Below are 23,430 nucleotides of genomic sequence, written 5' to 3'. Positions count from 1 at the left end.
AAACAAGGTTAGAGCTCATGTTGCCGAGTATATCAGTCGTTATTCCAGCTAAAAATGAACAAGGGAATATAGGGAAGTTAGTTAAAGAAATTCATGACAGCTTGAAGGTTTATCCTCAATTTGAAATTGTCATCACTGATGATGGCAGTACCGATAATACCGTGCAGGAAGCGCTTGATGCTGCACAAGAGTGTGGTTGCGACTTGCAGATTGTGAGTCATGAGAAAAGTTGCGGACAAAGTACCGCTGTTTTAACCGCAGTTAAACATGCGAAAGGTGAGTGGATCATTACATCAGATGCCGATGGTCAGAATGATCCGTCAGACATGCCAAGTATGTTAGAGCTCGCCGCTCAAGTGAAAAAACCACATTTCTGTATTGCAGGCTACAGGGCTAAACGCTTAGATACTGCTTGGGTTCGTTTCCAATCTAAAGTCGCCAATACAATACGACATGCTCTGTTAGGTGATGGCGTACCAGACTCCGGTTGTGGCTTAAAAGTCATTCCTAAAGCTACCTATCTTCGATTGCCATTCTTTGACCATATGCACCGTTTTTTACCCGCGTTGATCAAATCCTTAGATGGTGAAATTGTGGTTCATCAAGTGGCACATAGAGACAGAGAAGCCGGCACTTCAAATTACAACGCTTGGAACAGGGCTTGGGTCGGCATCGTAGATTTACTTGGTGTCATTTGGTTACAACGACGTACTAAAAATCCAATGGTCAAAGCTGTAAGTAGTGTGAATAGCAAATAATGAAGTGGATTAAGCTTTTATTTCTCATTGTTGTTGGGGTACTGATTGCCAATCAGCTTGATAATCCTGTTATGGTTCATTTGACAGATAAGAACTGGCTTGTCGGTTACATCCAACAAAATGGTACGACAGGGAAAATGGTGGTATTCCTTTTCAGTGTCATCTTTTTATCTTTTAGCGGGCCAAAGCAAGCAATTGCATTGGTGTTTGGGTATTTATTCAGTATCAACTTAGGCGTTACATTAACATTGTTCGCTTGTATTTTTGCAGCGGCACTAAATTATTACTGCGCTCGGTTTATATTCGCAAACTGGTTATATCGACGCTTCCCGAACAAAATGATTAAGTTCAATTCCTTTGCCAGTCGTAAGCCGTTTTACAAAATATTGCTGTTACGGCTATTTCCTATTGGGAACAACGTTGTGACTAACGTCTTATCAGGTAGTGTCCGAGTACCTTTTTTCGCATTTCTTACTGCAAGTATACTCGGTTATCTCCCGCAAATTATTATCTTTGCACTTGTGGGGGCAGGAATTCAGTCTTCAAGTAACACAATGATATACCTTAGCATTTTCTTTGGTGTCATGAGCGCTATCCTCACAGGGTTTCTTTACAGAGATCATATTAAGAGCCGTGTTGAACTATTAAAAATGGAAGAGGAATTATGATACCCGTTTTCACAAAGTCTAGGTTAGCTTGTTCAGATACTTGCTAGGTCAGAACTAGAAAGCGTGGATCTGCGAAGACACGGGACGATGGGCTAATTCTTTAATCCCAGTAAGACTATCAAATAAGAAATTAAATGGATTTATTATCTTTATTATGATGTGAGTAACAATTCTATGTTAACAAATAACCCTAACCCTAACCCTAACCCTATTAGTGTCTCTAGTAAGCAATATTGGCTGCTAACATTTATCACTGCGCTGGTCTTTATAGCGGTAAATGTTAGTTTTAGGCCTATCTTACCTATAGATGAAACCCGTTATATATCTGTCGCGTGGGAAATGTGGCTAGATAAAAACTGGTTAGTACCACACATAAACGGAAGTCCCTATGACCATAAACCGCCATTTATGTTCTGGTTGTTTAACATCGTTTGGTCTGTATTCGGAACTTCAGAAACAGTGTCGCGTTTGGTGGTGCCAGTTTTTTCTTTGTTAAATCTTTTTCTCGTTAATCTACTGGCTCGGAAAGTTTACCCCGATTCAAAACAGGCACAAGTCTTGTCCCCACTCATATTGTTTAGCTTCTTAGGGTGGTTTTTGTATTCGGGCATGATAATGTTTGATTTAATACTCACGGTATTCTATTTGCTGGCAATATTGAGTCTGTGGAAATACTCGGAGTCGAACCGACCAGTATGGATTTGGTTCACCGGAACTGCAATCGGGTTTGCGCTGCTTACTAAAGGTCCTGTTATTTTTGTGCATTTTTTGCCATTTGTAATGTTAGTTCGTATTTGGCACCCTTCGCCGTCCAATATTAATAAAGCCTTTTTCAAAGCAGTACTTTGGGCTGTTCTTATCTCTGTCGCTATTATCTTAATGTGGGCAATCCCTGCCGCCATATCCGGAGGTGAAGAATACGCTAGAGCAATATTTTGGGGGCAATCTGTTGATCGAATGCAAAATTCTTTTGCTCATGCAAGACCATTCTATTGGTACGTGCTTCTACTTCCTGCTCTTTTATTTCCATGGTTGTTCTTAAGTGGTTTCTGGCGTAGCCGACCATGGGTGGTCACTGAACGCGGTGATACCTTATGTCTTGCCTTATTCGCGATTATACTTGTAATTTTTAGCTGTTTTAGCGGTAAACAGATCCATTACTTATTCCCCACTTTTCCTTTTGTCGCTGTTTGGATTGCTAAGCAAGTTGATTTAAGAAAATTCAAAACAGAGTTCGCTGTAGTCGGTATTCTCATCCTGATTGTTGTTTTAATTTTTGGTTCACAATTTTGGGTTTCAAAAGCGTTTCGAAGCGCAGAGATTACTGATTTGTATCAAAGTTGGGGAATTCTTCCTCTACTACTTATCGGTTTACTTTTGTGGAAAAAAACACTTCCTATCGATCGTTTGGCATTGAACATTGGAGCTCTACTATTAAGTTTATCTGCGCTATTAGCCAGTTTGTCTCCTGTACTCAAGAATGTTTACGACGTAACTGAGCCAGGTCAACGTATCCATCAACTGCAATCTGAAGGGAATCAAGTCTCATTTATAGGGAAATACCACAATACTTTTGGATACGCGGGAAAATTGGAGATACCGCTACATCTAGTACCATCCAACCAAGCAGAGCGTGATGCATTTTTGAGAACAGAGCCTGGTTATACTGTCTGGATTCAACGTCATGAATCGAAAGCGCTAGAAGAAAACGCGATATACACGACCCCTTTCCGTGGACAGAGGCTGTACGTTATCGAAAATAAAGAGCTCGAAAAAGTATTACAAGCATCTAAGTAAGCAGTGTAACTCAGTAAGGCAAGTTAGTGATGGATGATTGGGAGTTAAAGGTAATCTTTAACACGATGGATAACTATAAAATAGAGTTGGGTTCGTACAAAGATCTGCAATCAAACATACTGGCTGAGTGGCTGCTTGCAGGGTACACGACCCTGTAAATAATTCTGTGTAACTGTCGGGGTTACATGTATTGAGTGAGTCGGTCTTCGAACATAATCATAAAGCGGTTTAGAGCTTGTCGCCAGTTTCTGATCGGCATCGTCCATTTCTTGGAAGCATCTCGGATAGCCAGGTAGATCACCTTTCTAGCTGATTCATCCGTTGGGAAGAGCTTGCGCTTCTTAATCGCTTTTCTAATAACGCTGTTGAGGGATTCAATGGCGTTAGTCGTGTAAATGGCTCGGCGAATATCCTCTGGGTAGTTAAACAGGGTGTTGAGGTTGTCCCAATGCGCCGTCCAAGAGCGACTGATTTGAGGATACTTACTATCCCATCGGTCAGAGAACTGTGCTAGAGCCAGCAGAGCCTCATCTTCTGTGGCTGATTGGTAGATTTTCTTCAGGTCAGTCGCCACCGCTTTATAGTCTTTCCAAGGGACGTACTTGACCGAGTTTCGCACCATGTGGACGATACAGAGCTGTATTTGCGTCTCTGGGAACGCAGTGTTGATGGCGTCAGGAAAGCCTTTTAGCCCGTCAACGCAAGCGATAAGGATGTCTTTTACCCCACGGTTTTGAAGCTCAGTCAGCACGTTAAGCCAGAATTTGGCACCTTCCGTTTCAGAGAGCCACATGCCGAGCAGCTCTTTTTGGCCTTCCATGTTGACGCCTAACGCAAGATAGACCGCTTTGTTGATGACTTGCTTGTCTTGACGCACCTTAACCACGATGCAATCGAGATAGACGATAGGGTAAATTTCGTCGAGAGGTCGCGACTGCCATTCAATCACTTGCTCAAGCACCGAGTCCGTTACTTTTGATATCAGCGTTGGCGAGACATCGGCATCATACATTTCCTTGAACGTTGCGACGATTTCACGTGTGGTCATGCCTTTCGCGTACAAGCTCAATATCTTGTCGTCCATGGATTGGAATCGAGTTTGGTGCTTGCGGACGAGTTGAGGTTCAAAGCTGGCTTCACGGTCGCGGGGAACGTCGATATCGATTTCTCCATCATCGGTGATGATTGACTTGCCCGAGTAGCCATTGCGGGAGTTGGAGCTGGTTCTAGATTGGTGTTTTTGATATCCAAGGTGCTCATCGAGTTCAGCGTTTAACGCCGTTTCAACGGTCACCTTGGTTAACATTTTGCGGAAGTCATCAAGATCAGATTCTGTCTTAATTGACTTTGCTGCTTCACGAGCAAAAGCTTCGAGTGCTTTCTTATCCATATTGTCCATCCTTAGCCTTTAAGGCTTAAGTTTAGACAGTTACACAGAATTCAGGACACTCTCGGGTACACAAAATAGTTTAGCCGTTTTTCTCTTGTTATGTATGACGATGACGGAATGTTTTTGAACTCTAAATTGCTTTCGCATGAAGCGTTTAACCAGCTAATTATCAAATGCTACATTGATAATTAGCTGGTTAACTTGACCATTTTGCCACGTCACTTTTAATGTATGGTTATACGTATACAAACCTAACGATTACTTCTGAAGTATCAGAATTTTTAGGTGAGAAGATATCCTGCACATCAAAAGACGAACAGAGTTCATTCTGCAATAACTAACAACTAACATCAGGTTCCCATACCTGACTTAATCCGTATTTTGCTAAATTAAGTAGAAACTCTAACGAACTTCTGTCCAGAAACGTGTTTTATAAAATGGCAGTCCAAACACAAAAGAACCAGCCAAATGAACCCCGAAAAGTTTTAATCTTTAATGTAAAAGTTTCAGACATTGGTGTCAGAGTCACGATCTTATTGTCCACCGACATTAAGGCAATAGTTATTGAGAGATCTTCACAACATTTTGTACATTAAGTTGTTCTTGTAATTCATACAGCCTGAACATCAAAGAACTAATTTGTGTTTCTAATTCTTTGTTTATAGTTTTTAGATCATCTCGCTCTTGGCGGTATTGCTCTTTAAGTTTGACTTCTTTCTTCATTCTGGCTTTATGCTTTTCTTTCTCAGTTAGATTCTGCTTGTTTTGTAATAGTTTCGCTTTGACGGGATCGTAATTAGCGTTAAACGACTCAATGGCTGGGTTTGCTTCATTTTCAATAAAATCTTTAAATTTGTGTATGTAACTGTTACCAAGTCCAGCTTCGTTATTTATTTTATTAAGGGTTAATTTACCTGAAGGTGAAACATTTTGTGGCTTGCCCGAAATTAGGCGTTCTAAAGCTGCTCGCAATCTCGCTAATGCTTTTCCTGATTTTCTCATATTAACCTCTACTGGTTGCGATTATGCCTTTGATATTATCCTCAAAGGCTGTGACTTTAATTCCATGGTTGATAATCAATGACTCATTTATTTTTATCTTTTGCTTAACTCCGATAAGTATACTTTTCATCATAGGGTCGCCATTATTCAAATCTCGAAATGTATTTATTAGCCGCTTATTTTGACGTTGAGTTCTTTTGGCCTCCTTGTCTGTGATTATCTGATGTTCGCATGGTTTAATTTCAGCGGAGAACTCGCCAATACCACACACTCTACTGCAAGACGAATTAGTGCAGTATCCGCCTGTAGGTAGCTTGACAATAGAAAGCGTGCCATTGCGAACTAGGGACTCAATTTCAGTCCGCGTCATATATACCTTGTCTCCAGAGCGTAGTTTTTCAAACTTATCCTTGGCTATTCGTTCTCCACCTAGCCCACTTAGCGTTTCTGAAGCGTTGTATATTTCATCAAACATATCGACTGCAATGTTAACCCCTTCTTCATGCAATAGTTGGATTAAGTCAGAGTCTAACAAGACATCTTCGAAGTACTGAAGTTGGGCGTTTTTGCCGTAATATTCGGACATGTTTATATTTCTGTGTTTATATTGAAACTTGATTGTTGACGTTGTTCCAAATCCATAACGCTTAAAGAATACTGCGAATGTTCGTCTAAAGTCATGAGCACTGATCTTAGGTAAGAATTGACCTTCTTTGAGTTCTCCGTGCCATGAAGGGTTAAGGGTATTGAATGAATCAACATCTTCTTTTGTTGCTTTAATATTTAGTTGTTCCAAATAAGACTTGAGGTTTTTTGAGCGTGCAGCCGTTGAGCTGTAGTTGGTCTTTTTAGAGCCTCCTAGTGTTACTGGCAGAAATACAGACTCTAGCACCCGTAAGGTTTTTTTGTACTCATCTAAATTGATCTTTTGTTCAGTGTATTGCTTGTTCACATCATCTATGTAGGTTGTGCGAAGATATGCTGTGCAGTCATAGGCTAACTCAAGTGCATCTTTAGATATGCGGTGTGTTTGCCATACTTCTTTTTTAGGAATACCATTGACTGTTTTAGTAGTTTCACCTTTCAAAAAGCATATGTTATCGCCGTGTTCTCCTTCCCTTTCTTCGTAACTATCTTTAGTAAAGCTATTTAACTCTCCAACTCTTACACCGCTAAATGCCAGTAAAACTATCGCACAGGGAGTCAGAATATTAGAAATGTTTGTGCCGTCACGAGTAAGCTTAAAATCAGGAATGTTATGACCTATCTTCCGAATTCTATTACGAGTCCTGTCGTTTATCTGGCCTAGAGAAGACGATCTGTCTTTTCGATTTTTTTCTTCGTCGTATATAGTCTGTCAACGCCAGTTTAAAATTGACCCACTTATCGGCGTTATCGCCGAAGTAAAATTGACCCACCCACGTAATTAACCTTTACCTTCAGATAGACTTTCTAGAGCCGCTGGTATGGTTCCAGCCGCCTTTTTTCCTTTTAATCGATAGCTCTCACCGCTGATTTGTACGATGTGTGAGTGATGAAGAAGCCTATCGAGCAGTGCTGCCGTCAGTGTTGTATCGTCGGCGAACGCATTTGACCATTGAGAGAACGGCAAGTTACTGGTCACGATAATACTGCCTTGCTCATAACGTTTGGCGATGACGTTAAAGAACAAGTTGGCCTCTTCTCTGCCGAACGGTAGATACCCGATTTCATCGACGATAAGCAGTCTGGGAGCAAGTACACTGCGCCTCAAGTAACTGTCTAGTTTACCTTGAGCTTTCGCAGTAGAGAGTTGAAGCATCAAGTCTGCTGCCGTGATGAACCGCGTTTTAAAACCTTTTTGGACAGCGAGTTGACCAAGACTCACTGCAAGGTGGCTCTTGCCGACGCCACTTGGCCCAAGTAATACCACGTTTTCCTTTCGCTCTATGAACGCTAGCCCTGTTAGTTCCTTGAGCTGTTTTCTCGGCGCACCCGTTGCGAACTTGAAGTCATAATCATCGAACGTTTTTTCCATTGGGAAGCTGGCGAACTTAGTTAGTGTGGCTCTTGTGCGTTCTGCTCTCACTTCCAGCTCTGCGCTCAGAAGTGACTCTAAGTAATCGGCTAGGCTCAGTTCACGGCTATTGGCGATTTCTGCCAGTCTCGGCCATTCCTGACCGATAGCTTGTAACTTCAGCGCGGCACAGGCAGCTTCAATGCGATTCATTTGAAGGTTCATACTCGCACCTCCAACAGCGCGTCATAGGTTGAGAGAGGGTGCTGGAAGCTTTCGAGTGGTATCACACTATCGCTGATTGTAGGTGATGCGGTTGGGCGTCTCGGCGATGGTAGCGACTGAAGTGCAAAGCGCTCTTCATCCAAGAGAACCTGAGGCTTTGCACCTGTCGTACCATGAGTTCGTTGATGAGCGACGGTTTCTAGCCATGCGCCGATATGTCCATTAAGAACATCGATGGTAATTTTAAGACCATGCTGCTTGAGTGTCGCCGCAAGCGGAGTGACGAAGCTATTCTTCAAGTAAGAGTTGAATCGCTCCACTTTTCCTTTGGTCTTTGCGCGATATGGACGACAAGCTCTTGGTTTAAAGTTGTATTTCTTGGCTGCGGAGAGCAGTGCAGGATTCCAGCGGTGCTTACCTTCACCGTATGCATCACGCTCTATCATGATGGCTTTCGCATTATCGAACAACACTTCTTTGGGGACGCCACCGAAGTATTCAAATGCTTCTTCAAGACCTTCTATCCAGTCTTCTTGGCGCTCTCGTTCACTAAAGCGAACGAACGTCGCTCTGCTATAACCCAGCGTTGCCACGAAGGCTTTAACACGTACACCGTAATGCGTGATAGTCGTGAAGTCGACTTGCATCTGCTCACCTGGCAATGTCTCGAATCGAACCACAGGATCGACTGGCGCACTAGGTTTGTACTGTTTGATGTGCTCTTTGAGCATCGTTATACCGCCCTCGTAACCGAGAGATTTCAACTCACGCAGTAAGACGGTTGCGGGTATCCAATAAGGCTTTGCGGCTTCAATCCGAGTACGCAAGTAGTCATGGTAAGGCTGTAGCTTGGTTGGTCGGGATATACGCTCGGGATACACAGGCGCTTTGTCTTTATTTCGAAGATAAGTGCGAACGGTATTCCTTGATATACCCATATCCTTTGCGATGCGGCGGATGCTTCGCCCTTGCTGATGTAAAACGTGTATTTCCACTAGTTGCTCCTGATTGATCATAATCCGCCGCTTTGTCCATGTTACGAACGGATAGTTTGACTCAGGTGGGTCAATTTTAAATCGGCGTTAGTGGGTCATTTTTACATCGGCGCTGACAAGTCTGAATTCGGTTCATAAGAGCCGATATTTCATGGCGATGGGGGTGCAGTGACTCTACTGTTGAGATAGCATCATTAAGTATTTGTTGGTAGATATTCGTTGGAATTGCAATGTATTGCTTGGTTGGCTTTATACTTTGTATGTTTAAGCTTTTTATCGTTACAATCCTATGGCACAGGTTCAGGCTATTTAGCAGACCAAAAGTGGTTACTACATTGTTGATTAGTGTTTGAGAAAGGCTCCTTTTAATTGCTAGCTCACTGAAAGATTTCTTGAATTGCTTGAATATTCTGTCGTCTGATAGAAGGTTCCAGTTACACTCGCCAAGGCTTTGAACAATATATTTCAGCCCATTCTTCCAGTGTTGAAGTTGTCCGATAGTTGGATGCGTTTTGTTCTTTTGTTTATATTCATCCATGATGTATGCGAGTGTGGACTGAATGTACTTGCGGTATTTCATGTCAATCCGTGAAAAAGAGATACCTGTTAGACCACCAACGCCTACTTGAATAGCGCCGCTAAACTTCCACTTTTTATCAAAAATGTAGCTTTCAACACTGCCATCACTGTAACTACTTACTGGTATGTTTTCGTCATAATCTGGTACTGAAGCTAAATTATGTTTTAATACTGAGATCATGAAAACACCTCATGCAGATCATTTAGACTGTAGATATTCGAATACAAGGGGTGTGATGTTTGTTTTTGTAGCTCATAGGCTTGCTTATAATTTTCTGGAGATTTATCTCTAAATCCTCCTAGAATAGTTTCAATGGTGTTTAATAGTGTATTCATTTTCTTAGGTGGCATTGAGTTAATTGCAGGTGTTACTTCAAGCTCTTGTAATGTTTCCTTGAATGACATCATTAGCCATATATCTGTTACATCAGAGACCAATGAATGGTGCTCACACTCAAAGCAATCAAGAAAGCTGGTGCAAGCTTCTTCATCAGAGTTCATTTCAACTCCGATACGCTCTAGCATTTTATTTATGGTTTTTACAGCACCTTGTTTATTATCATTACAACGTATCCCTGTAGGGGTTCTTGCTTCATGAGACCTGTTAGAGCCCTCTCTCAGTGCTTCATACTCATAATGATCAAGAATGTTTGAATGTTTGTATTTAGCCTCTTCAACTGCGGTGTTGATATCAACGCCTTTAGCGTTGGAAAATTTAGCATCCATTGCCGCATTTAATTTTTTTTCGTGCTCTCCAGATGTCCCATGTAAATACTGTGATGAAACAACTTTAATGCTGTTGTTTGCCGACATTGCAACAAGATAAACAGACTCTGTTGCTTGAAACAGAGTGTCCATTTTGGTTTTTCTGAGTATTGAAGGGGTTATTTTAGGGAAGTCCAGTCTGGTCAATAGTTTGTTGATGCTTGCATGGGGGGAACTACCTATTTCAGAGTAAAGCTTTATCTGACCATCTTTACTATAGTAGGGGAAGAGAGGGCTGTTGCTATCACCATTTGCCATGCTTTTAGCTACATTTAACCAGCTTTCAATGAAGTCCTTTGCGTGTTTACTGAAACCAAGTGCGTTATCTTGCTCTTGGTGTTGAGCTCTACCTTTCACGGAATCCAGAATGTACTTTCCACCCTGCACCTCTTTGAAATTAACGTCTGAAATTTTCATCTTAGCTAAAGGCGTTGTATTCATTCCCGTAAACAAATAGCACAGCATCATTGCTATTTTTGTGATGGGGTTGTTTTTATGCCCTGAGCTGGGTTGTACTGCTCTTGAAAACGCAGCAAAATGGGCAACTCTGTCACTGCCTTTTATCCCTTTTTTTTGGGCTATTAGTTCTAGCAATTCTTTATCATAAAGCGGATGTTTTTCAGGCATTGTGCCAGCATTATAGTGTTCTAAAAGCTTAAAGTACGAGTTAAACAACCTTTTTGTGATCGGTTTTAATTCTCTCTCAATATCAAGACTTTTGTGGGGTGTCGTGTGTCCTGAAACATTTGATATTTTAGGAAGTCTTTTGGTATCCTGCGTCCTATTTAATTGCTTTAAAAGCCATGAAATATTTGTTCTGTGCCTCCCCCAGACAGGTCGAGAAAGTAATCCCTTACTGTTTTGCCTCCCACACCATGTCATGAATCCATCAATTAGTTCCCAGTGAAACATGTCTTTATCGATTAATTCAGTGTCGTTACTATCATCCACCCACCTAACGTATTTTATTAGCGTTTCATATCTAGAGGCTGTGGTAGAGGTGGCGTTCTCACTTAGCAAAGAGTATATTTGACGCACAAAACTGCTTCGTTTCATGTCAGTGAACTGACTAGTTTCAACCTTTCTGAAACCTCGAAACAATACTGGACAGGATTTAAAAGCAAACCTTTCAAAACGAAGAATACTGCCGTTTACACATATAACCATATCGGCTAAATGTAAGGTTTTAACTTCGGCCTTGCCTTTTATTAAGTTTTTACCTGGAAGTAGATATTTTCTCTTTCTGGTATTATGTTTTGGCATTATTGGCTCTCCATACCACTTATATCAGCATCTTCAAATGCACCTATAAATTCAAGGATATCTTCATAAATTTCATCGCCTGTAGGTTCGTCTTGAGCGATTTTAAGGTATATTAACGTTACGGACTCTTCACCGTGCCCAAGGCACTCACTCACTAAAGCAAGTGCTTTGTCAGGAGTTACACGCCTCAAAAGGAGCCTAAAAAGTGATACCGCAAATGTAGCTCTAAGATTGTGTATAGTTGCTGTTAGGTTAAACCCAGACAATATATTTACAGTGGCTCTAATTTCATTCCATCTGGCGTTGGCCTCGGGAAGTTTAGTGAAAAGTGGGACACCAGTTTGGCTAATGAATAAATACTCTTTTGTATCATCTACTCCATCCTCCCCATCAAAGTATCCTAGTTCGCCTTTTTGACGCTTAAGTTCACAATGTTCTTTGAATTTCGAGATACGCTTCTTATATCTATCACTTCTAGTGTATTCGTACAAAAGGTGCATAATTCGGGTGGGGATGATTGTTTGCCTAGATTTATTACCTGATCCAGCGGTTTTTGTTAATGAGCCGTATTGACCGCCAACACCAAGCTTCATTGCTTTCTTATCTTCACCAGGCTTTGCCACTTGACCTTTGTGAAGGCTAGCCACTTCTTCCTTTCTAAGCCCTGTGTATCGTGCGACAAGAAAGAACAGGCAATATTCAATTGATAAGTTGGAAGTAGTTGTTTCACCAGCAACTTTTTTGATAACTCGACGTGTATTGGTGAGAATATCCTCTACGGCAAGCCATTCTTTATTTGTTAGGGGTTTTAAATCTCGTCTAGCTGATGATAGTGCGCCACCGTCATTACGTTTAGATTTTCCTAAATTCAACCGCAGATCTGTTGTGTGTATATCTTTACTCAAGTAGGCACCGATGCTTGTACTGCCTCCCTGATATTGTATAGAAACAACCTCGTGCTCAAAGGGAGGATTGTTAAACTTGTAGCCATTTCTGATGTGGAAAGAGTAAAACTTAACTACAGCACCCATATATGCAATTGCTGTAGTTCTGGCTATCGTATGGTTTGGGGTGTCAGGCTCAAGTACAGCCTTTATTAGAGCCTCTCGGTATTGGTACGTAGCTTTATCACTTTTTCTAAATGGGAATTTATCCCAGCTAGGTCTAGGCAGATCAATAAATTCTTCGTAAAGGTCTTCGTCGTATTCAGAGTCCCACAAGCGCTGTAATTCTAATAAGAATGAAAAGTAGTGAACTAAGCCTTTACTGTATTGTTCTGACTCTTGCTTATTGTCATTTAGGTGGTGTGCTAGTAAAAAGCGATTAACTTGTTCCATTGGTTCGTATGAGACTATATCGCCATTAGTGTTTCTACCAACCAAATTCAACAAAACAACCTTTTTAATATGCTTAGGTTGTTGTCGAGAGTATTTAATAGATAGTTCACCATTTTCATCAGGCGTAATTAGAGGGGTTCTATACGTGAATGGTTTTATTTCTGTTGTTTTGATCTCGTATACGATTGCCATGTGGTGATATCCAATTCATTCAGTCTGTAAACACAATAGTGGACATTCTCACATTGTCAAACGTGTATAGTTAGAGAGTGGAAGTAAAAGTGTATGGGTGATTGTTGGACAGCACCACAACCGGCGTATCCTTTAAATCAGGACGAAACAGCTTCTCACAACTGGCGTAAAAGTTGTTGCAGTCCACCAAGGCAAATACAGGCATGGGAGCGTCACGACTTACGGCGCATGTTTCGCACCACATTGGTGACCACACCAAATATCTCTAACTCTGTCCCTTCAGGAATATGAATGGGTTCATACGCCTGGTTTCTTGGGATCAGCTTGACGCACGGCCTTAGTTGAAGCTCCTTTACCGTGAGTTCACCATGGATGCCAGCGATGACAATGTCACCGTGTTCTGCTTGGACAGAGCGATCAACCACCAAAATATCATCCGAGTGAATCCCGGCATCAATCATTGAATCACCTTCAACACGCACAAAGAACGTTGCAGCCGGTCGCTTGATGCACAGCTCGTTGAGGTCGAGCGTTTGCTCAACATAATCCTGCGCTGGTGAGGGAAAACCAGCAGAAACACGTTCCATGAACAATGGAATACGAAGGCGCTTTGCTTTGATGAAGGCAAGTGCGCCGCTAAGGCCTATCAGCGAGACACTCATGACGAACCTCGAAAAATCATACTTAATGCTGTTTGTTTATACAGTATCTGATGCTATGCTGATTTCTACAAGTAAAATTGTAGGTAAAACTGTAGTTGTTCGAGTAAGACGTTGTGTCGTGGGTGATTTCTTTTTTGTGGTGAAAAGCTTGATGTGGGGGATCGCTCGCCCTCGTCAAAGCCTGCAAGGCTTGGACAATACTGCTTCTGCCTACTGCTCTTGTTTCTGTTACTGATCCTGTTACTGCTACTGGTTAACGCATGGGTTAGGTAACCGTCAGACAAGGCTTGTTGAACCCTTTGCAAAGGGTTTAAAAACAGTTAGTAAAATTCTGCTTCGTATTGAATTTACTGGCTTAAAGGGAAGTCAGGAGCATCATTAAAATGCTCAGTCGAACTCAGTTAAAGCCTTTTTCAACCGTTTGAAAAGGGATTGGCTAAGCCATACGTAAAGGGTATCGGTAAGGGTTACCTAAACGGTTTAGCTAAGGCTTTCTGAAAGGCTCACCCAGTAGAAAGATTAAAAAAACGCTGAGGTATCCAAGGTGCATTTTGTACAAATGCGTTTATAAACGGACAGGGCACAGTGAAATAACCCAAAGCGAACAACAGAATTGAAGAGGAACTATCAATGACAAGAGCCCCTGCGCCATTTCCGCTAGAGCGCCTCGCGGATATCCCAGAAAGACCAGAAGATTTTAGATTGCTGGAGCGTATTCCATTAACGCGTGAGCCGCAGACTTGGCCACTTGAACTTTCTCCTGTGGTCGGTGATGAACGGCCAATGGTGCTGCTCGATACAGAGACAACCGGACTGTCTGCCGATGACGAGTCCATTATTGAGCTTGGTATGGTTAAGGTGCTTTACAGCCCCTCAGCTAAGCGGATTGCGTCGATTGTTGATGTGATCAGCCTGTATGAAGATCCCGGCAAGCCAATCCCCGAACTGATTACCGAGTTAACCGGTATCACCGATGATATGGTGCAAGGCCAGCACATTGATGATTCACTGGTAGCGAGTTGGTTATCCGATGATCCGCTGGTGGTTGCACACAATGCACAGTTTGATCGTCCTTTCTTTGAAAAGCGGTTTGCCGCATTAGGACACCTATCTTGGGCCTGTTCAGCTAGCGGCATAGATTGGAAAGCACTGGGCTTTGAAAGTCGGAAACTTGAGTACCTGCTGCTTCGCTTAGGTTGGTTTTATGAAGGACACCGAGCTGCAACCGATTGTTTGGCGATGGCCTGGTTGTTCCATTTGTTGCCCGAGTCCGTTGCAAACTTGTTGTCTGAAGCAGACAGGCGAACTGTGTTAGTTCGTGCGTTTGGTGCGCCGTTTGACGTAAAGGACTATTTAAAAGAGCGCGGTTACCGCTGGCATGACGGTGTTAAAGGTGCCAACAAACATTGGTGGCGCGAAATCAGCGAAGACGAGTTGCCGCAGGAACAAACTTACCTGGATGATTTGTATCATCGTGGCTCAGAACATGCCCACTATGACTACAAAGATGCTCGCAATCGATTTAAAGCTTTGTAGCTCTCTACAAGGTAAGCCTTGCATATTTGAAAACCTCTGGAAAATGGAAAGTGAACTTACGTTATACCCAAACTACTTGGTGTTGCAGCTAGGCGGCAAGTGAGCGAATCCCCATGAGCATAGGTCTTCTATGTGATTGGGGGGAGCGAATGCAGGTAACACCGCTGCGGCTGCAAGTAGGAAGGGTATATAACCAATAAGAGGAATCTTTCCATGTACCAAGACACCTACATTGAATACTGGGGCGACATCTTCGTCTCTGCCCGCATCATTGAATTTGGCATCACGTTTGAGCGCTTTCTTAAAGATCCATGGAAGCATTTGATGTCCTGTGGCCAAGAGTCTGCCCCAGACGCGATTGCTGAAGGGATGCTGCCATTGCTTCCAGCCCAAGCAGAAGTTGCCAGGCGCATTCGGGAGAGTGAGCAACGAGTCCTGATGTCTACAGAGACGGACAAAGGGGTATCTCATCGCGGTAACATCGTGGTGCCATTGGTTCGGGTAGCGCATTGATAGCGGCTATCAGCAATGGCATGAAACAATTTCTTCACGCCCATACCTGAGCGGCAATTGCAATCCAGATCAAAAAGTTGCCGCTTAGCCTTCCCTACAAAATAATTTGTGATAGGATGATACCTAATAAAATTAATTAGGTTGAAGCCTATTCAGTGTTTTATGGCCATCTGTCCAGCTTCAACCAGTAGAGTTTGATTAGTCATTGCGGATAAAGAGCAGCGTTGAGCGTCGCTCTACAATGTGATTATGCGATGTCGGTCGTTACTTTATAAACAGAGTTTTAAGAAACTGGTTGAATTGGATAAACAAGACGCATGACAAATGATGGTCTGAAACAAACAGTAGTGGCGAAGTCAGATAGGCTTTCGCAGTTAGCGCAGTTGCCACAAGCAACCAGGGATCGCATTGCCCACATCGATTTCACCTTATTGTTTAAGGGCGAAGCGGTGCGGGCGGATTTAGTCGATCGCTTCAGCATAGCGGCCGCACAAGCAACGAAAGACTTCACAATGTACCGAGAGCTTGCACCAGGCAACATTGAGTATGACCAAAAGCTAAAGTTGCATAAACGTGGTGAAGCTTTTGAGCCCTTGTTCGACTATGACGTTGTGAGAACACTGGCAACCATTAGCCAAGGGTACGGTGATGGCTTTACTGGAAAGGTAAAACCACCTCTTGCGTGTGAAGCGCCTTATCACCTTAACAAGCCGAGTTTATCGATAGTAGCGAAAGTCACCGAGGCCATACACAAAGGCAAAGCCTTGCGTATCACCTATGTGTCGTTATCGAGCGGTGAAACCACGCGTGAAATTGTGCCGCATACGCTGGTGGACAATGGCCTGCGTTGGCACGTTCGTGGCTTTGACCGCAAGCACGGTGAGTTCCGTGACTTTGTATTGACCCGCATTAAAGCAGCTGTTGTGCTTGAAGATTCAAGGTTATCTGAAGCTGAACTAGAAACCCAGGACCGGCAATGGAATCGCTTTGTAGAGCTTGAGTTAGTGCCGCATCCACGCATAGAGCACAGCGAAGCGATTGAACTGGATTATGGCATGGCGGGTGGCGTTCTAAAGGTTGAGATTAGAGCTGCAACAGCAGGCTATTTGCTCAGACTATGGAATGTCGATTGCTCCTCGAATGCAGCAATGAAAGGCCCAGGAGAACATTTGTTCTTAAAAAACAAAGCAGCTTTATATGGGGTTGAAAATCTGGTTATTGCCCCTGGCTACCAAGACGAAACTATCACGGACGATATGGAGCGCTAATGCTAAAACTCGAAGAAATTAAAAAAGATGCTCAGATTCGTGGCATCCAAGCCGAAGAGATCGTCCGCGTCGTACAGGTAGAACCTGTCGGTGATGCTGCCATCACGGTTTACTACAAAGACAGCCAAGGCAAACTGGGCGAGCAAATGCTCTTTCGTTCGGATGAGGCGCGGCTCGAATTGGCTACTGTTGGTCGCCCTTGGGCATTTGATGCGCCGGGTGCCGAATTCAAATTGGGCTTAGAAGCATACCGTATCAGCCAAGCAGCATTGTTTGATCCAATGATGGCGGTACACACCTCAAACGTTGAGCCACTGCCGCACCAGATATCTGCGGTATACGAAGCCATGCTACCCAAACAGCCGCTTCGATTTGTATTGGCCGATGACCCCGGTGCCGGTAAAACCATCATGGCAGGGCTTTTAATTCGTGAGCTCATTATGCGCGGTGATGCCAAGCGTATTTTGATCGTTTCTCCTGGCTCACTCACCGAGCAGTGGCAAGACGAGTTACTCGAAAAGTTCGGTGTTACCTTCGATATTTTCAGCCGAGAAAAGCAAGAGCAATGCGCTTCTGGCAACTACTTCGATGAGTCCGACCAACTCATTTGCCGTTTAGACCAGCTATCTCGTAACGAAGAATTCCAAGAAAAACTCAAAAACACCGAGTGGGACATCATCATCGTGGATGAGGCCCACAAGCTATCGGCCAGTTACTTCGGTACCAAAATCAATAAAACCAAACGCTTCCAACTGGGCGAACTCCTTGGCTCCATCACGCGTCATTTCTTGCTGATGACTGCAACACCACACAACGGTAAAGAAGAAGATTTCCAGATTTGGCTGTCCCTGCTAGATGGCGACCGCTTTTACGGTAAGTTCCGCGAAGGCGCCCATAAGGTCGATGTGTCAGACATGATGCGTCGTATGGTGAAGGAAGAGCTACTTAAGTTTGATGGTACGCCACTGTTTCCAGAGCGCCGCGCTTATACAGCCAATTACGAGCTTTCGCCGATGGAGGCATCACTATACGAACAGGTCACCACCTACGTGCGTGAAGAGATGAACCGCGCCGATAACCTCGACAGCAAAAAGAAGAACAACGTTGGCTTCGCACTAACCATGCTGCAACGCAGGCTTGCTTCCAGCCCTGAAGCTATCTACCAATCGTTGAAACGTCGCCGCAAGCGCTTAGAAGATCGCCTAGAAGAGACCAAACTAATGGCGCGTGGTCAGGCCGTTCAAAAAGGCGGCTCGGCTGGAGCTGGCGTAGCTGAAACATTGGGCGAATACAGCGTTAAAAAGAAAATCGATATTCCGGATAACTTCGACGAACTCGATGAAGACTTAAGTGCAGAAGAATACGAGATTCTCTCTGAGCAAGTGCTCGATCAGGCCACCGCCGCAGAAACCATTCCGGAGCTTGAAGCCGAAATACTTAGCCTGAAAGATCTCGAGCATCAGGCGCTTACCGTTGTGCAATCCGGAAATGACAAAAAGTGGGAAGAGCTTTCTTACCTGTTGCAAGACAAACCCGAAATGTTCACTGCCAGTGGCGCTCGTCGCAAGTTATTGATCTTTACAGAGCATAAAGACACCCTGAATTACCTGGTGAAGCGCATCGGAGACATGCTGGGCAACGACAACGCTGTGCGTACTATTTATGGCGGCACAAACCGGGATGAACGCCGCAAAGTACAGGAAGAGTTCCGAAACGGTCCTGAAGTTATTGTACTGATTGCCACCGATGCCGCCGGCGAAGGTGTTAACCTGCAAAACGCCAATCTCATGGTGAACTACGACCTACCTTGGAATCCAAACCGACTGGAACAACGCTTTGGCCGTATTCACCGTATTGGTCAAACAGAGGTTTGTCACCTCTGGAATATCGTTGCCGCCGAAACCCGCGAAGGCGAAGTGTTCAAAAAACTCTTCGACAAGATCGAAATTGAAAAAGAAGCGTTAGGCGGCAAAGTATTCGATGTGCTCGGTGAAGCCTTCGATAACGTCTCATTAAAAGATCTGCTGGTTGATGCTATCCGCTACGGCGAGTCTCCAGAAACCAAAGCGAAAATGAACGAAGTGATCGATGGTGCGCTTGATGCTGACCACTTAAAAGAAATCCTACGCCGAAATGCATTGGTTGAACAGCACATGGGGCTTGAAGAGCTCTATGCTGTCAAAGAAGAAATGGAAAAGGCAGAAGCCCGTAAACTGCAACCTTACTTCATTCGCGCTTTTTTTACCGAAGCTTTCCAAACCTTGGGTGGCGAAATGCGTAACCGTGAATCGGGCCGGTTCGAAGTGCGTCATGTGCCCGCTGCTATTCGTGAGCGTGATCGCATCATCGGTGAAACGCGAACCCCCGTATTGCGAAAATATGAACGGATTTGCTTCGAAAAGCAGCATGTTCGACAGCAAGGCAAGCCGATGGCCGATCTGATTCACCCATCGCACCCGTTAATGCATGCCTCAACCGACTTAGTGTTAGAAGCCCATCGCCCCAAGCTTAAGCAAGGCACCGTGTTGGTAGACCCAAATGATGATGGCTTAGAACCTAAAGTACTCTTTATGGTGGACCATACGGTGAGGGAAGGCGGTAATTCCACAGATATCGCATCACGTCGATTACAGTTTGTAGAGATCGACGAAAAAGGTAATGCCGTCAATGCAGGGTGGGCACCTCACCTCGATTTACAACCTATTGATGACTACGACCATAAGTTAGTCAGCGACGTTTTAAATGCACCCTGGCTAAACAAAAACCTTGAAGCATTGGCCTTAAACCACGCGTCACAGCAACTGGTGCCGGAACACTATGGCGAAGTGAAAGGCCGCCGCGAACGGCAGGCAGATAAAACCCTTGCGGCAGTCAATGAACGCCTAGTGAAAGAAATTAACTACTGGTCGGATCGCTATATCAAACTACAAGACGATGTGAACGCAGGCAAGCAGCCCCGCATGCAGCCTGAAATGGCACGTCGCCGCGTAGATGAACTCACCGCTCGATTAGAGCAGCGTAAAACCGAACTTGAAGCTCTGAAAAACGTCGTTTCTAGCACCCCGGTGGTAATGGGTGGCGCTTTAGTGATTCCGCAAGGCTTGCTGGCCCATCGTAAAGGCGAAACCCAATTTAGTGTTGATGCCGAAGCTCGCTCACGTGTGGAGCGCATCGCCATAAATGCCGTAATGGATGCCGAGCGAAGCTTTGGCTTTGAAGTAAGAGATGTAGGCGAAGAGAAATGTGGCTGGGATGTTACCTCACGCCCTCCGGTCAATGTCGACGGATCAATTCGGCCAGATCGCCACATCGAAGTCAAAGGCCGCGCCAAAGGTCAAAGCACCATTACTGTTAGCCGTAATGAAATCATCTACGGCTTAAACCAAGCAGACAAATTTATGCTCGCCATAGTCATTGTCGACGGTGATGAGTTTGAGGGGCCGTACTACGTTAAAACGCCGTTCACCGTCGAGCCAGACTTTGGAGTAGCCAGTATTAATTATGATCTCAGTGACCTGCTCTCAAAAGCAGTTGCGCCTGAGCAAACCGTTTAAGGCAAGTAAATGAGTAAGATTAAATCCCCAAAGAAATTGATTGAAGTGGCGTTACCGCTAGATGATATAAATCTAGCTTCCGGTCGAGAGAAATCTATAAGACATGGACACCCAAGTACTATGCATCTGTGGTGGGCAAGACGACCACTGGCTGCTGCACGAGCGGTAATTTTCGCTCAGATGGTGAATGACCCAGGCTATCAAGATCGAGATGGTTTCAAATATGGTGTAAACAAACAAGAAGCTGAGAAAAAGAGAGAGGAACTCTTCAATATAATCAGAGACCTCGTAAAGTGGGAAAATACCACCAATATCGAAGTCCTCAATCGAGCAAAACATGCAATCAAAGAAAGCTGGGAAGATATTTGCAGGCTAAATAAAAATCACCCTAAAGCAAAAGAACTTTTTGATCCAGAAAATGTTCCCGATTTTCATGACCCATTTGCTGGAGGAGGTGCGCTCCCTCTCGAAGCACAAAGATTAGGACTAAATAGTAACGCAACTGACCTTAACCCAATTCCAATCATGATTAATAAAGCGATGATTGAAGTGCCTCCACTATTTGAGTCAAAAGAGCCAATTGGCCCGATTCCTGACTCTGAAAAACAAGGGAATTTAGTTGAGTCCTGGAAGGGTGCAACTGGCTTGGCAGAAGATGTTCGGCGTTATGGTATCTACTTGCAGGTTGAGGCAAAAAAACGAATCGGTAATTTATACCCTGACATTAACGTAACCGAAGAACTGGCAAAGAATTACCCGACCTTGAGAGACTCTATTGGCAGTAACCTAGAGGTGATTTTATGGGTTTGGGCAAGAACGGTTAAGAGTCCAAACCCTGCATACAGTGGTCAGGAAGTTCCTTTGACTACTACTTTTGTCCTGTCTAAAAAAGCCGGGAAAGAAGCTTACATTGAGCCGGTATTAAACGAGAACAGTTATGAATTTTATGTTCATAATTCCAAACCCACCCCCGAATCAAAAAACGGAACAAAACTTGGGCGTGGCGCTAACTTTAAATGTCTACTTTCAGGCTCTCCTATCGACCCTAAATATATAAAGAGCGAAGCATCCGCAGGGCGAATGGGATATAAGTTAATGGCCGTTGGGGTAAACGGCCCAAAAGGCCGTATGTATATTTCTCCGACTGCAGAAATGGAAATGTTAGCCAAGAGTGCAAAACCTACTTGGAGACCAGAGGTAGAGATCTCAGGGAGCAGCCAGTACCTCGGTATCAAGCCATACGGCATGGATAGATTTGATCAACTGTTCACAGAAAGACAACTCTTAGCTCTTACAACATTTTCAGATTTAATTTCAGAAATTAAAGAAAAAGTATATGCAGATGCTATTGCAAATGGTTTTGAAAGCGACAGCACATCTTTAGAGGACTTAGGAAAAGGGGCTAAAGCCTATTCTGAAGCCATATCTATTTATCTTACATTCGCTGTTGATTATGCAGCTAACTATTGGTCCACATTGGCAACTCCTGCGGATGGTTTTATTAGAGGGACTTATTCTATGCAGGCACTTCCAATGTCTTGGGATTTTGCTGAAGCCCCACCATTTGGCTCAACGAGTGGTAACTGGTTGAGTGCAATTAATTGGATCGTTAAATCACTACAACTGTTACCAGCAAATACTAAAGGGCTTGTCACACAGCAAAATGCTGCTACTCAGTCAGTTTCTGAAAACAAAGTCATTTCAACAGATCCACCATACTACGACAACGTTCCATATGCTGATCTATCTGATTACTTTTATGTGTGGATGCGCAGGTCTTTGCGCTCTGTATACCCTAATCTATTTTCAACACTCACAACCCCAAAAGTTGATGAATTGGTGGCTTTTGCTCATAGGCATAACAAAAACAAAGATGCGGCTGAAACTTTCTTCCTTTCAGGAATGACTGAAGCAATGGGAAGGCTTGTAGAACTCGCAAACGATTCTTATCCGGTGACGATCTATTACGCCTTCAAACAAGGTGAAACAAGTGAAATAGGCACTGGAAATACGGGTTGGGAAACCTTTTTACATGCTGTCATAAAGTCCGGTTTTTTAATTACCGGCACATGGCCTATGCGAACTGAAAGGGGGGCAAGAAACAGAAGTATAGGCTCAAATGCTCTAGCCTCTTCGATCGTTCTCGTTTGCAAAAAACGCGATGTGAACGCACAGACTATTACCAGACGGGAATTTCAAAGAGAACTCCGAGCAGAAATGCCCGAATCTCTGGATGCAATGGTAGGAGGCACAGGCGGAACATCTCCAATAGCACCCGTCGATTTGGCACAGGCTGCTATTGGGCCAGGCATGGCCATCTACTCAAAATACAAGTCCGTGATAAATCAAGATGGATCAGAAATGAGTGTTCACGACGCACTCGTTATGGTTAACAAAGCAATTACTGAATACCTTAACCCAGACAGCGGTAACTTCGATAACGACACGTTATTCTGTGACGACTGGTTTAGCCAGTACGGTTGGGGCCAAGGCCAGTTTGGTGAGGCCGATACTCTCGCTCGCGCCAAAGGCACATCGGTAGACGGTGTACGAGATGCCGGTGTTATTGAGTCGGGCGGCGGTAAAGTTCGCCTGTTGAAGTGGAGCGAGTACCCAACCGATTGGGACCCGAAAGCCGACACTCGCACCCCGGTGTGGGAAGCCTGCCACCAGATGATTCGTGTGCTGAATCAACTGGGCGAAGCCGAAGCAGGTAGCTTATTGGCTCGTATGCCAGAGCTCGGGGAGCACATTCGTCAGTTGGCGTACCACCTATACACATTGTGCGAACGCAAAAAATGGGCAGAAGAAGCCCGCGCCTATAACGAATTGATTGGTTCCTGGCATGCCATTGTCGCTGCTTCACATGAAGTAGGTCATCGCGGCACCCAGTCTGAACTTGGCTTAGATTTTTAAGAGGGAGAAAAAAG

At 44.0% G+C, this 23,430-nt stretch carries 18 protein-coding genes and 1 pseudogene; 9 read left to right on the top strand and 10 right to left on the bottom strand.

Annotated elements, in window-relative coordinates:
* Positions 1-17 precede the first annotated feature (17 nt).
* The 3 genes from MPHASIOC01_RS23450 to MPHASIOC01_RS23440 all read left to right on the top strand — a co-directional run bounded on the left by MPHASIOC01_RS23450 (position 18) and on the right by MPHASIOC01_RS23440 (position 3,223).
* Positions 18-758: a glycosyltransferase family 2 protein gene (locus MPHASIOC01_RS23450; RefSeq protein ID WP_188740966.1), complete on the top strand. Its 741-nt coding sequence runs from the start codon at positions 18-20 to the stop codon at positions 756-758.
* Positions 758-1,426 (top strand): TVP38/TMEM64 family protein, encoded by a 669-nt coding sequence (locus MPHASIOC01_RS23445; RefSeq protein WP_188740965.1) that lies wholly within the window; start codon positions 758-760, stop codon positions 1,424-1,426. The genes MPHASIOC01_RS23450 and MPHASIOC01_RS23445 overlap by 1 nt, the downstream gene beginning before the upstream one ends.
* A gap of 174 nt (positions 1,427-1,600) precedes the next feature.
* The gene (locus tag MPHASIOC01_RS23440; protein ID WP_353613394.1) at positions 1,601-3,223 is read left to right on the top strand and encodes a glycosyltransferase family 39 protein; all 1,623 of its coding nucleotides are present in this window, start codon (positions 1,601-1,603) and stop codon (positions 3,221-3,223) included.
* Between the two features lie 181 nt (positions 3,224-3,404).
* On the opposite strand, the gene MPHASIOC01_RS23435 is transcribed toward MPHASIOC01_RS23440, so the two are convergent.
* From MPHASIOC01_RS23435 to umuD, 10 genes and pseudogenes are all read right to left on the bottom strand, one after another.
* Positions 3,405-4,613 carry an IS256 family transposase gene (locus tag MPHASIOC01_RS23435; RefSeq protein ID WP_017045459.1) on the bottom strand — a complete coding sequence of 403 codons (1,209 nt, stop codon included), beginning with the start codon at positions 4,611-4,613 and terminating at the stop codon, positions 3,405-3,407.
* A 561-nt stretch (positions 4,614-5,174) separates the two neighbouring features.
* Positions 5,175-5,615: a hypothetical protein gene (locus MPHASIOC01_RS23430; protein WP_011264070.1), complete on the bottom strand. Its 441-nt coding sequence runs from the start codon at positions 5,613-5,615 to the stop codon at positions 5,175-5,177.
* A 1-nt stretch (position 5,616) separates the two neighbouring features.
* The gene (locus MPHASIOC01_RS23425) at positions 5,617-6,702 is read right to left on the bottom strand and encodes a hypothetical protein (protein WP_353613393.1); all 1,086 of its coding nucleotides are present in this window, start codon (positions 6,700-6,702) and stop codon (positions 5,617-5,619) included.
* A 339-nt stretch (positions 6,703-7,041) separates the two neighbouring features.
* Complete coding sequence (istB, locus tag MPHASIOC01_RS23420) at positions 7,042-7,836, bottom strand: IS21-like element helper ATPase IstB (RefSeq protein ID WP_103201374.1); 795 nt, start codon at positions 7,834-7,836, stop codon at positions 7,042-7,044.
* Positions 7,833-8,852 (bottom strand): IS21 family transposase, encoded by a 1,020-nt coding sequence (gene istA / locus MPHASIOC01_RS23415; RefSeq protein WP_103201373.1) that lies wholly within the window; start codon positions 8,850-8,852, stop codon positions 7,833-7,835. Before istA ends, istB begins: the two co-directional genes overlap by 4 nt.
* Before the next feature lie 55 nt (positions 8,853-8,907).
* Complete coding sequence (locus MPHASIOC01_RS23410; protein ID WP_353613392.1) at positions 8,908-9,591, bottom strand: hypothetical protein; 684 nt, start codon at positions 9,589-9,591, stop codon at positions 8,908-8,910.
* Positions 9,588-11,438 (bottom strand): hypothetical protein, encoded by a 1,851-nt coding sequence (locus tag MPHASIOC01_RS23405; RefSeq protein WP_099458585.1) that lies wholly within the window; start codon positions 11,436-11,438, stop codon positions 9,588-9,590. The genes MPHASIOC01_RS23410 and MPHASIOC01_RS23405 overlap by 4 nt, the downstream gene beginning before the upstream one ends.
* Positions 11,438-12,967: a tyrosine-type recombinase/integrase gene (locus MPHASIOC01_RS23400; protein ID WP_099458586.1), complete on the bottom strand. Its 1,530-nt coding sequence runs from the start codon at positions 12,965-12,967 to the stop codon at positions 11,438-11,440. The genes MPHASIOC01_RS23405 and MPHASIOC01_RS23400 overlap by 1 nt, the downstream gene beginning before the upstream one ends.
* 100 nt (positions 12,968-13,067) lie before the next feature.
* A pseudogene (locus MPHASIOC01_RS23395) lies at positions 13,068-13,172 on the bottom strand (hypothetical protein); the annotation flags it as partial.
* Between the two features lie 7 nt (positions 13,173-13,179).
* Positions 13,180-13,629 carry a translesion error-prone DNA polymerase V autoproteolytic subunit gene (umuD, locus tag MPHASIOC01_RS23390; protein ID WP_353613391.1) on the bottom strand — a complete coding sequence of 150 codons (450 nt, stop codon included), beginning with the start codon at positions 13,627-13,629 and terminating at the stop codon, positions 13,180-13,182.
* Here umuD and MPHASIOC01_RS23385 point away from each other — a divergent pair.
* The 6 genes from MPHASIOC01_RS23385 to MPHASIOC01_RS23360 all read left to right on the top strand — a co-directional run bounded on the left by MPHASIOC01_RS23385 (position 13,628) and on the right by MPHASIOC01_RS23360 (position 23,416).
* The gene (locus tag MPHASIOC01_RS23385; RefSeq protein WP_353613390.1) at positions 13,628-13,864 is read left to right on the top strand and encodes a hypothetical protein; all 237 of its coding nucleotides are present in this window, start codon (positions 13,628-13,630) and stop codon (positions 13,862-13,864) included. The two genes, umuD and MPHASIOC01_RS23385, sit on opposite strands and share 2 nt — an antisense overlap.
* Before the next feature lie 395 nt (positions 13,865-14,259).
* Positions 14,260-15,165 (top strand): 3'-5' exonuclease, encoded by a 906-nt coding sequence (locus MPHASIOC01_RS23380; protein WP_109248246.1) that lies wholly within the window; start codon positions 14,260-14,262, stop codon positions 15,163-15,165.
* 213 nt (positions 15,166-15,378) lie between these two features.
* A complete protein-coding gene (locus MPHASIOC01_RS23375) occupies positions 15,379-15,678 on the top strand; it encodes a hypothetical protein (RefSeq protein WP_109248245.1) in 300 nt (99 codons plus the stop codon).
* 317 nt (positions 15,679-15,995) lie between these two features.
* Complete coding sequence (locus tag MPHASIOC01_RS23370) at positions 15,996-16,946, top strand: WYL domain-containing protein (protein ID WP_353613389.1); 951 nt, start codon at positions 15,996-15,998, stop codon at positions 16,944-16,946.
* Positions 16,946-20,500 carry a helicase-related protein gene (locus MPHASIOC01_RS23365; protein ID WP_353613388.1) on the top strand — a complete coding sequence of 1,185 codons (3,555 nt, stop codon included), beginning with the start codon at positions 16,946-16,948 and terminating at the stop codon, positions 20,498-20,500. The genes MPHASIOC01_RS23370 and MPHASIOC01_RS23365 overlap by 1 nt, the downstream gene beginning before the upstream one ends.
* A 9-nt stretch (positions 20,501-20,509) precedes the next feature.
* A complete protein-coding gene (locus MPHASIOC01_RS23360; protein WP_353613387.1) occupies positions 20,510-23,416 on the top strand; it encodes a DUF1156 domain-containing protein in 2,907 nt (968 codons plus the stop codon).
* Positions 23,417-23,430 lie beyond the last annotated feature (14 nt).

It is taken from the genome of Mangrovibacter phragmitis (genome assembly GCF_040429585.1).
Classification (GTDB): Bacteria; Pseudomonadota; Gammaproteobacteria; order Enterobacterales; family Enterobacteriaceae; genus Mangrovibacter; species Mangrovibacter phragmitis.
Note: the sequence above shows the minus strand (reverse complement) of the source record. Positions and strands in the feature narration are given on the sequence as shown.

What these genes read in the sequence shown, in the direction of transcription:
- MPHASIOC01_RS23370 (WP_353613389.1), top strand. Translation starts at nt 15,996, where the DNA reads ATGACAAATGATGGTCTGAAACAAACAGTAGTGGCGAAGTCAGATAGG.
- MPHASIOC01_RS23375 (WP_109248245.1), top strand. Translation starts at nt 15,379, where the DNA reads ATGTACCAAGACACCTACATTGAATACTGGGGCGACATCTTCGTCTCT.
- MPHASIOC01_RS23435 (WP_017045459.1), bottom strand. Translation starts at nt 4,613, where the DNA reads ATGGATAAGAAAGCACTCGAAGCTTTTGCTCGTGAAGCAGCAAAGTCA.
- MPHASIOC01_RS23445 (WP_188740965.1), top strand. Translation starts at nt 758, where the DNA reads ATGAAGTGGATTAAGCTTTTATTTCTCATTGTTGTTGGGGTACTGATT.
- MPHASIOC01_RS23385 (WP_353613390.1), top strand. Translation starts at nt 13,628, where the DNA reads ATGACGAACCTCGAAAAATCATACTTAATGCTGTTTGTTTATACAGTA.
- MPHASIOC01_RS23410 (WP_353613392.1), bottom strand. Translation starts at nt 9,591, where the DNA reads ATGATCTCAGTATTAAAACATAATTTAGCTTCAGTACCAGATTATGAC.
- MPHASIOC01_RS23430 (WP_011264070.1), bottom strand. Translation starts at nt 5,615, where the DNA reads ATGAGAAAATCAGGAAAAGCATTAGCGAGATTGCGAGCAGCTTTAGAA.
- umuD (WP_353613391.1), bottom strand. Translation starts at nt 13,629, where the DNA reads ATGAGTGTCTCGCTGATAGGCCTTAGCGGCGCACTTGCCTTCATCAAA.
- MPHASIOC01_RS23440 (WP_353613394.1), top strand. Translation starts at nt 1,601, where the DNA reads ATGTTAACAAATAACCCTAACCCTAACCCTAACCCTATTAGTGTCTCT.
- MPHASIOC01_RS23360 (WP_353613387.1), top strand. Translation starts at nt 20,510, where the DNA reads ATGAGTAAGATTAAATCCCCAAAGAAATTGATTGAAGTGGCGTTACCG.
- MPHASIOC01_RS23365 (WP_353613388.1), top strand. Translation starts at nt 16,946, where the DNA reads ATGCTAAAACTCGAAGAAATTAAAAAAGATGCTCAGATTCGTGGCATC.
- MPHASIOC01_RS23450 (WP_188740966.1), top strand. Translation starts at nt 18, where the DNA reads ATGTTGCCGAGTATATCAGTCGTTATTCCAGCTAAAAATGAACAAGGG.
- MPHASIOC01_RS23400 (WP_099458586.1), bottom strand. Translation starts at nt 12,967, where the DNA reads ATGGCAATCGTATACGAGATCAAAACAACAGAAATAAAACCATTCACG.
- MPHASIOC01_RS23405 (WP_099458585.1), bottom strand. Translation starts at nt 11,438, where the DNA reads ATGCCAAAACATAATACCAGAAAGAGAAAATATCTACTTCCAGGTAAA.
- istA (WP_103201373.1), bottom strand. Translation starts at nt 8,852, where the DNA reads ATGATCAATCAGGAGCAACTAGTGGAAATACACGTTTTACATCAGCAA.
- istB (WP_103201374.1), bottom strand. Translation starts at nt 7,836, where the DNA reads ATGAACCTTCAAATGAATCGCATTGAAGCTGCCTGTGCCGCGCTGAAG.
- MPHASIOC01_RS23380 (WP_109248246.1), top strand. Translation starts at nt 14,260, where the DNA reads ATGACAAGAGCCCCTGCGCCATTTCCGCTAGAGCGCCTCGCGGATATC.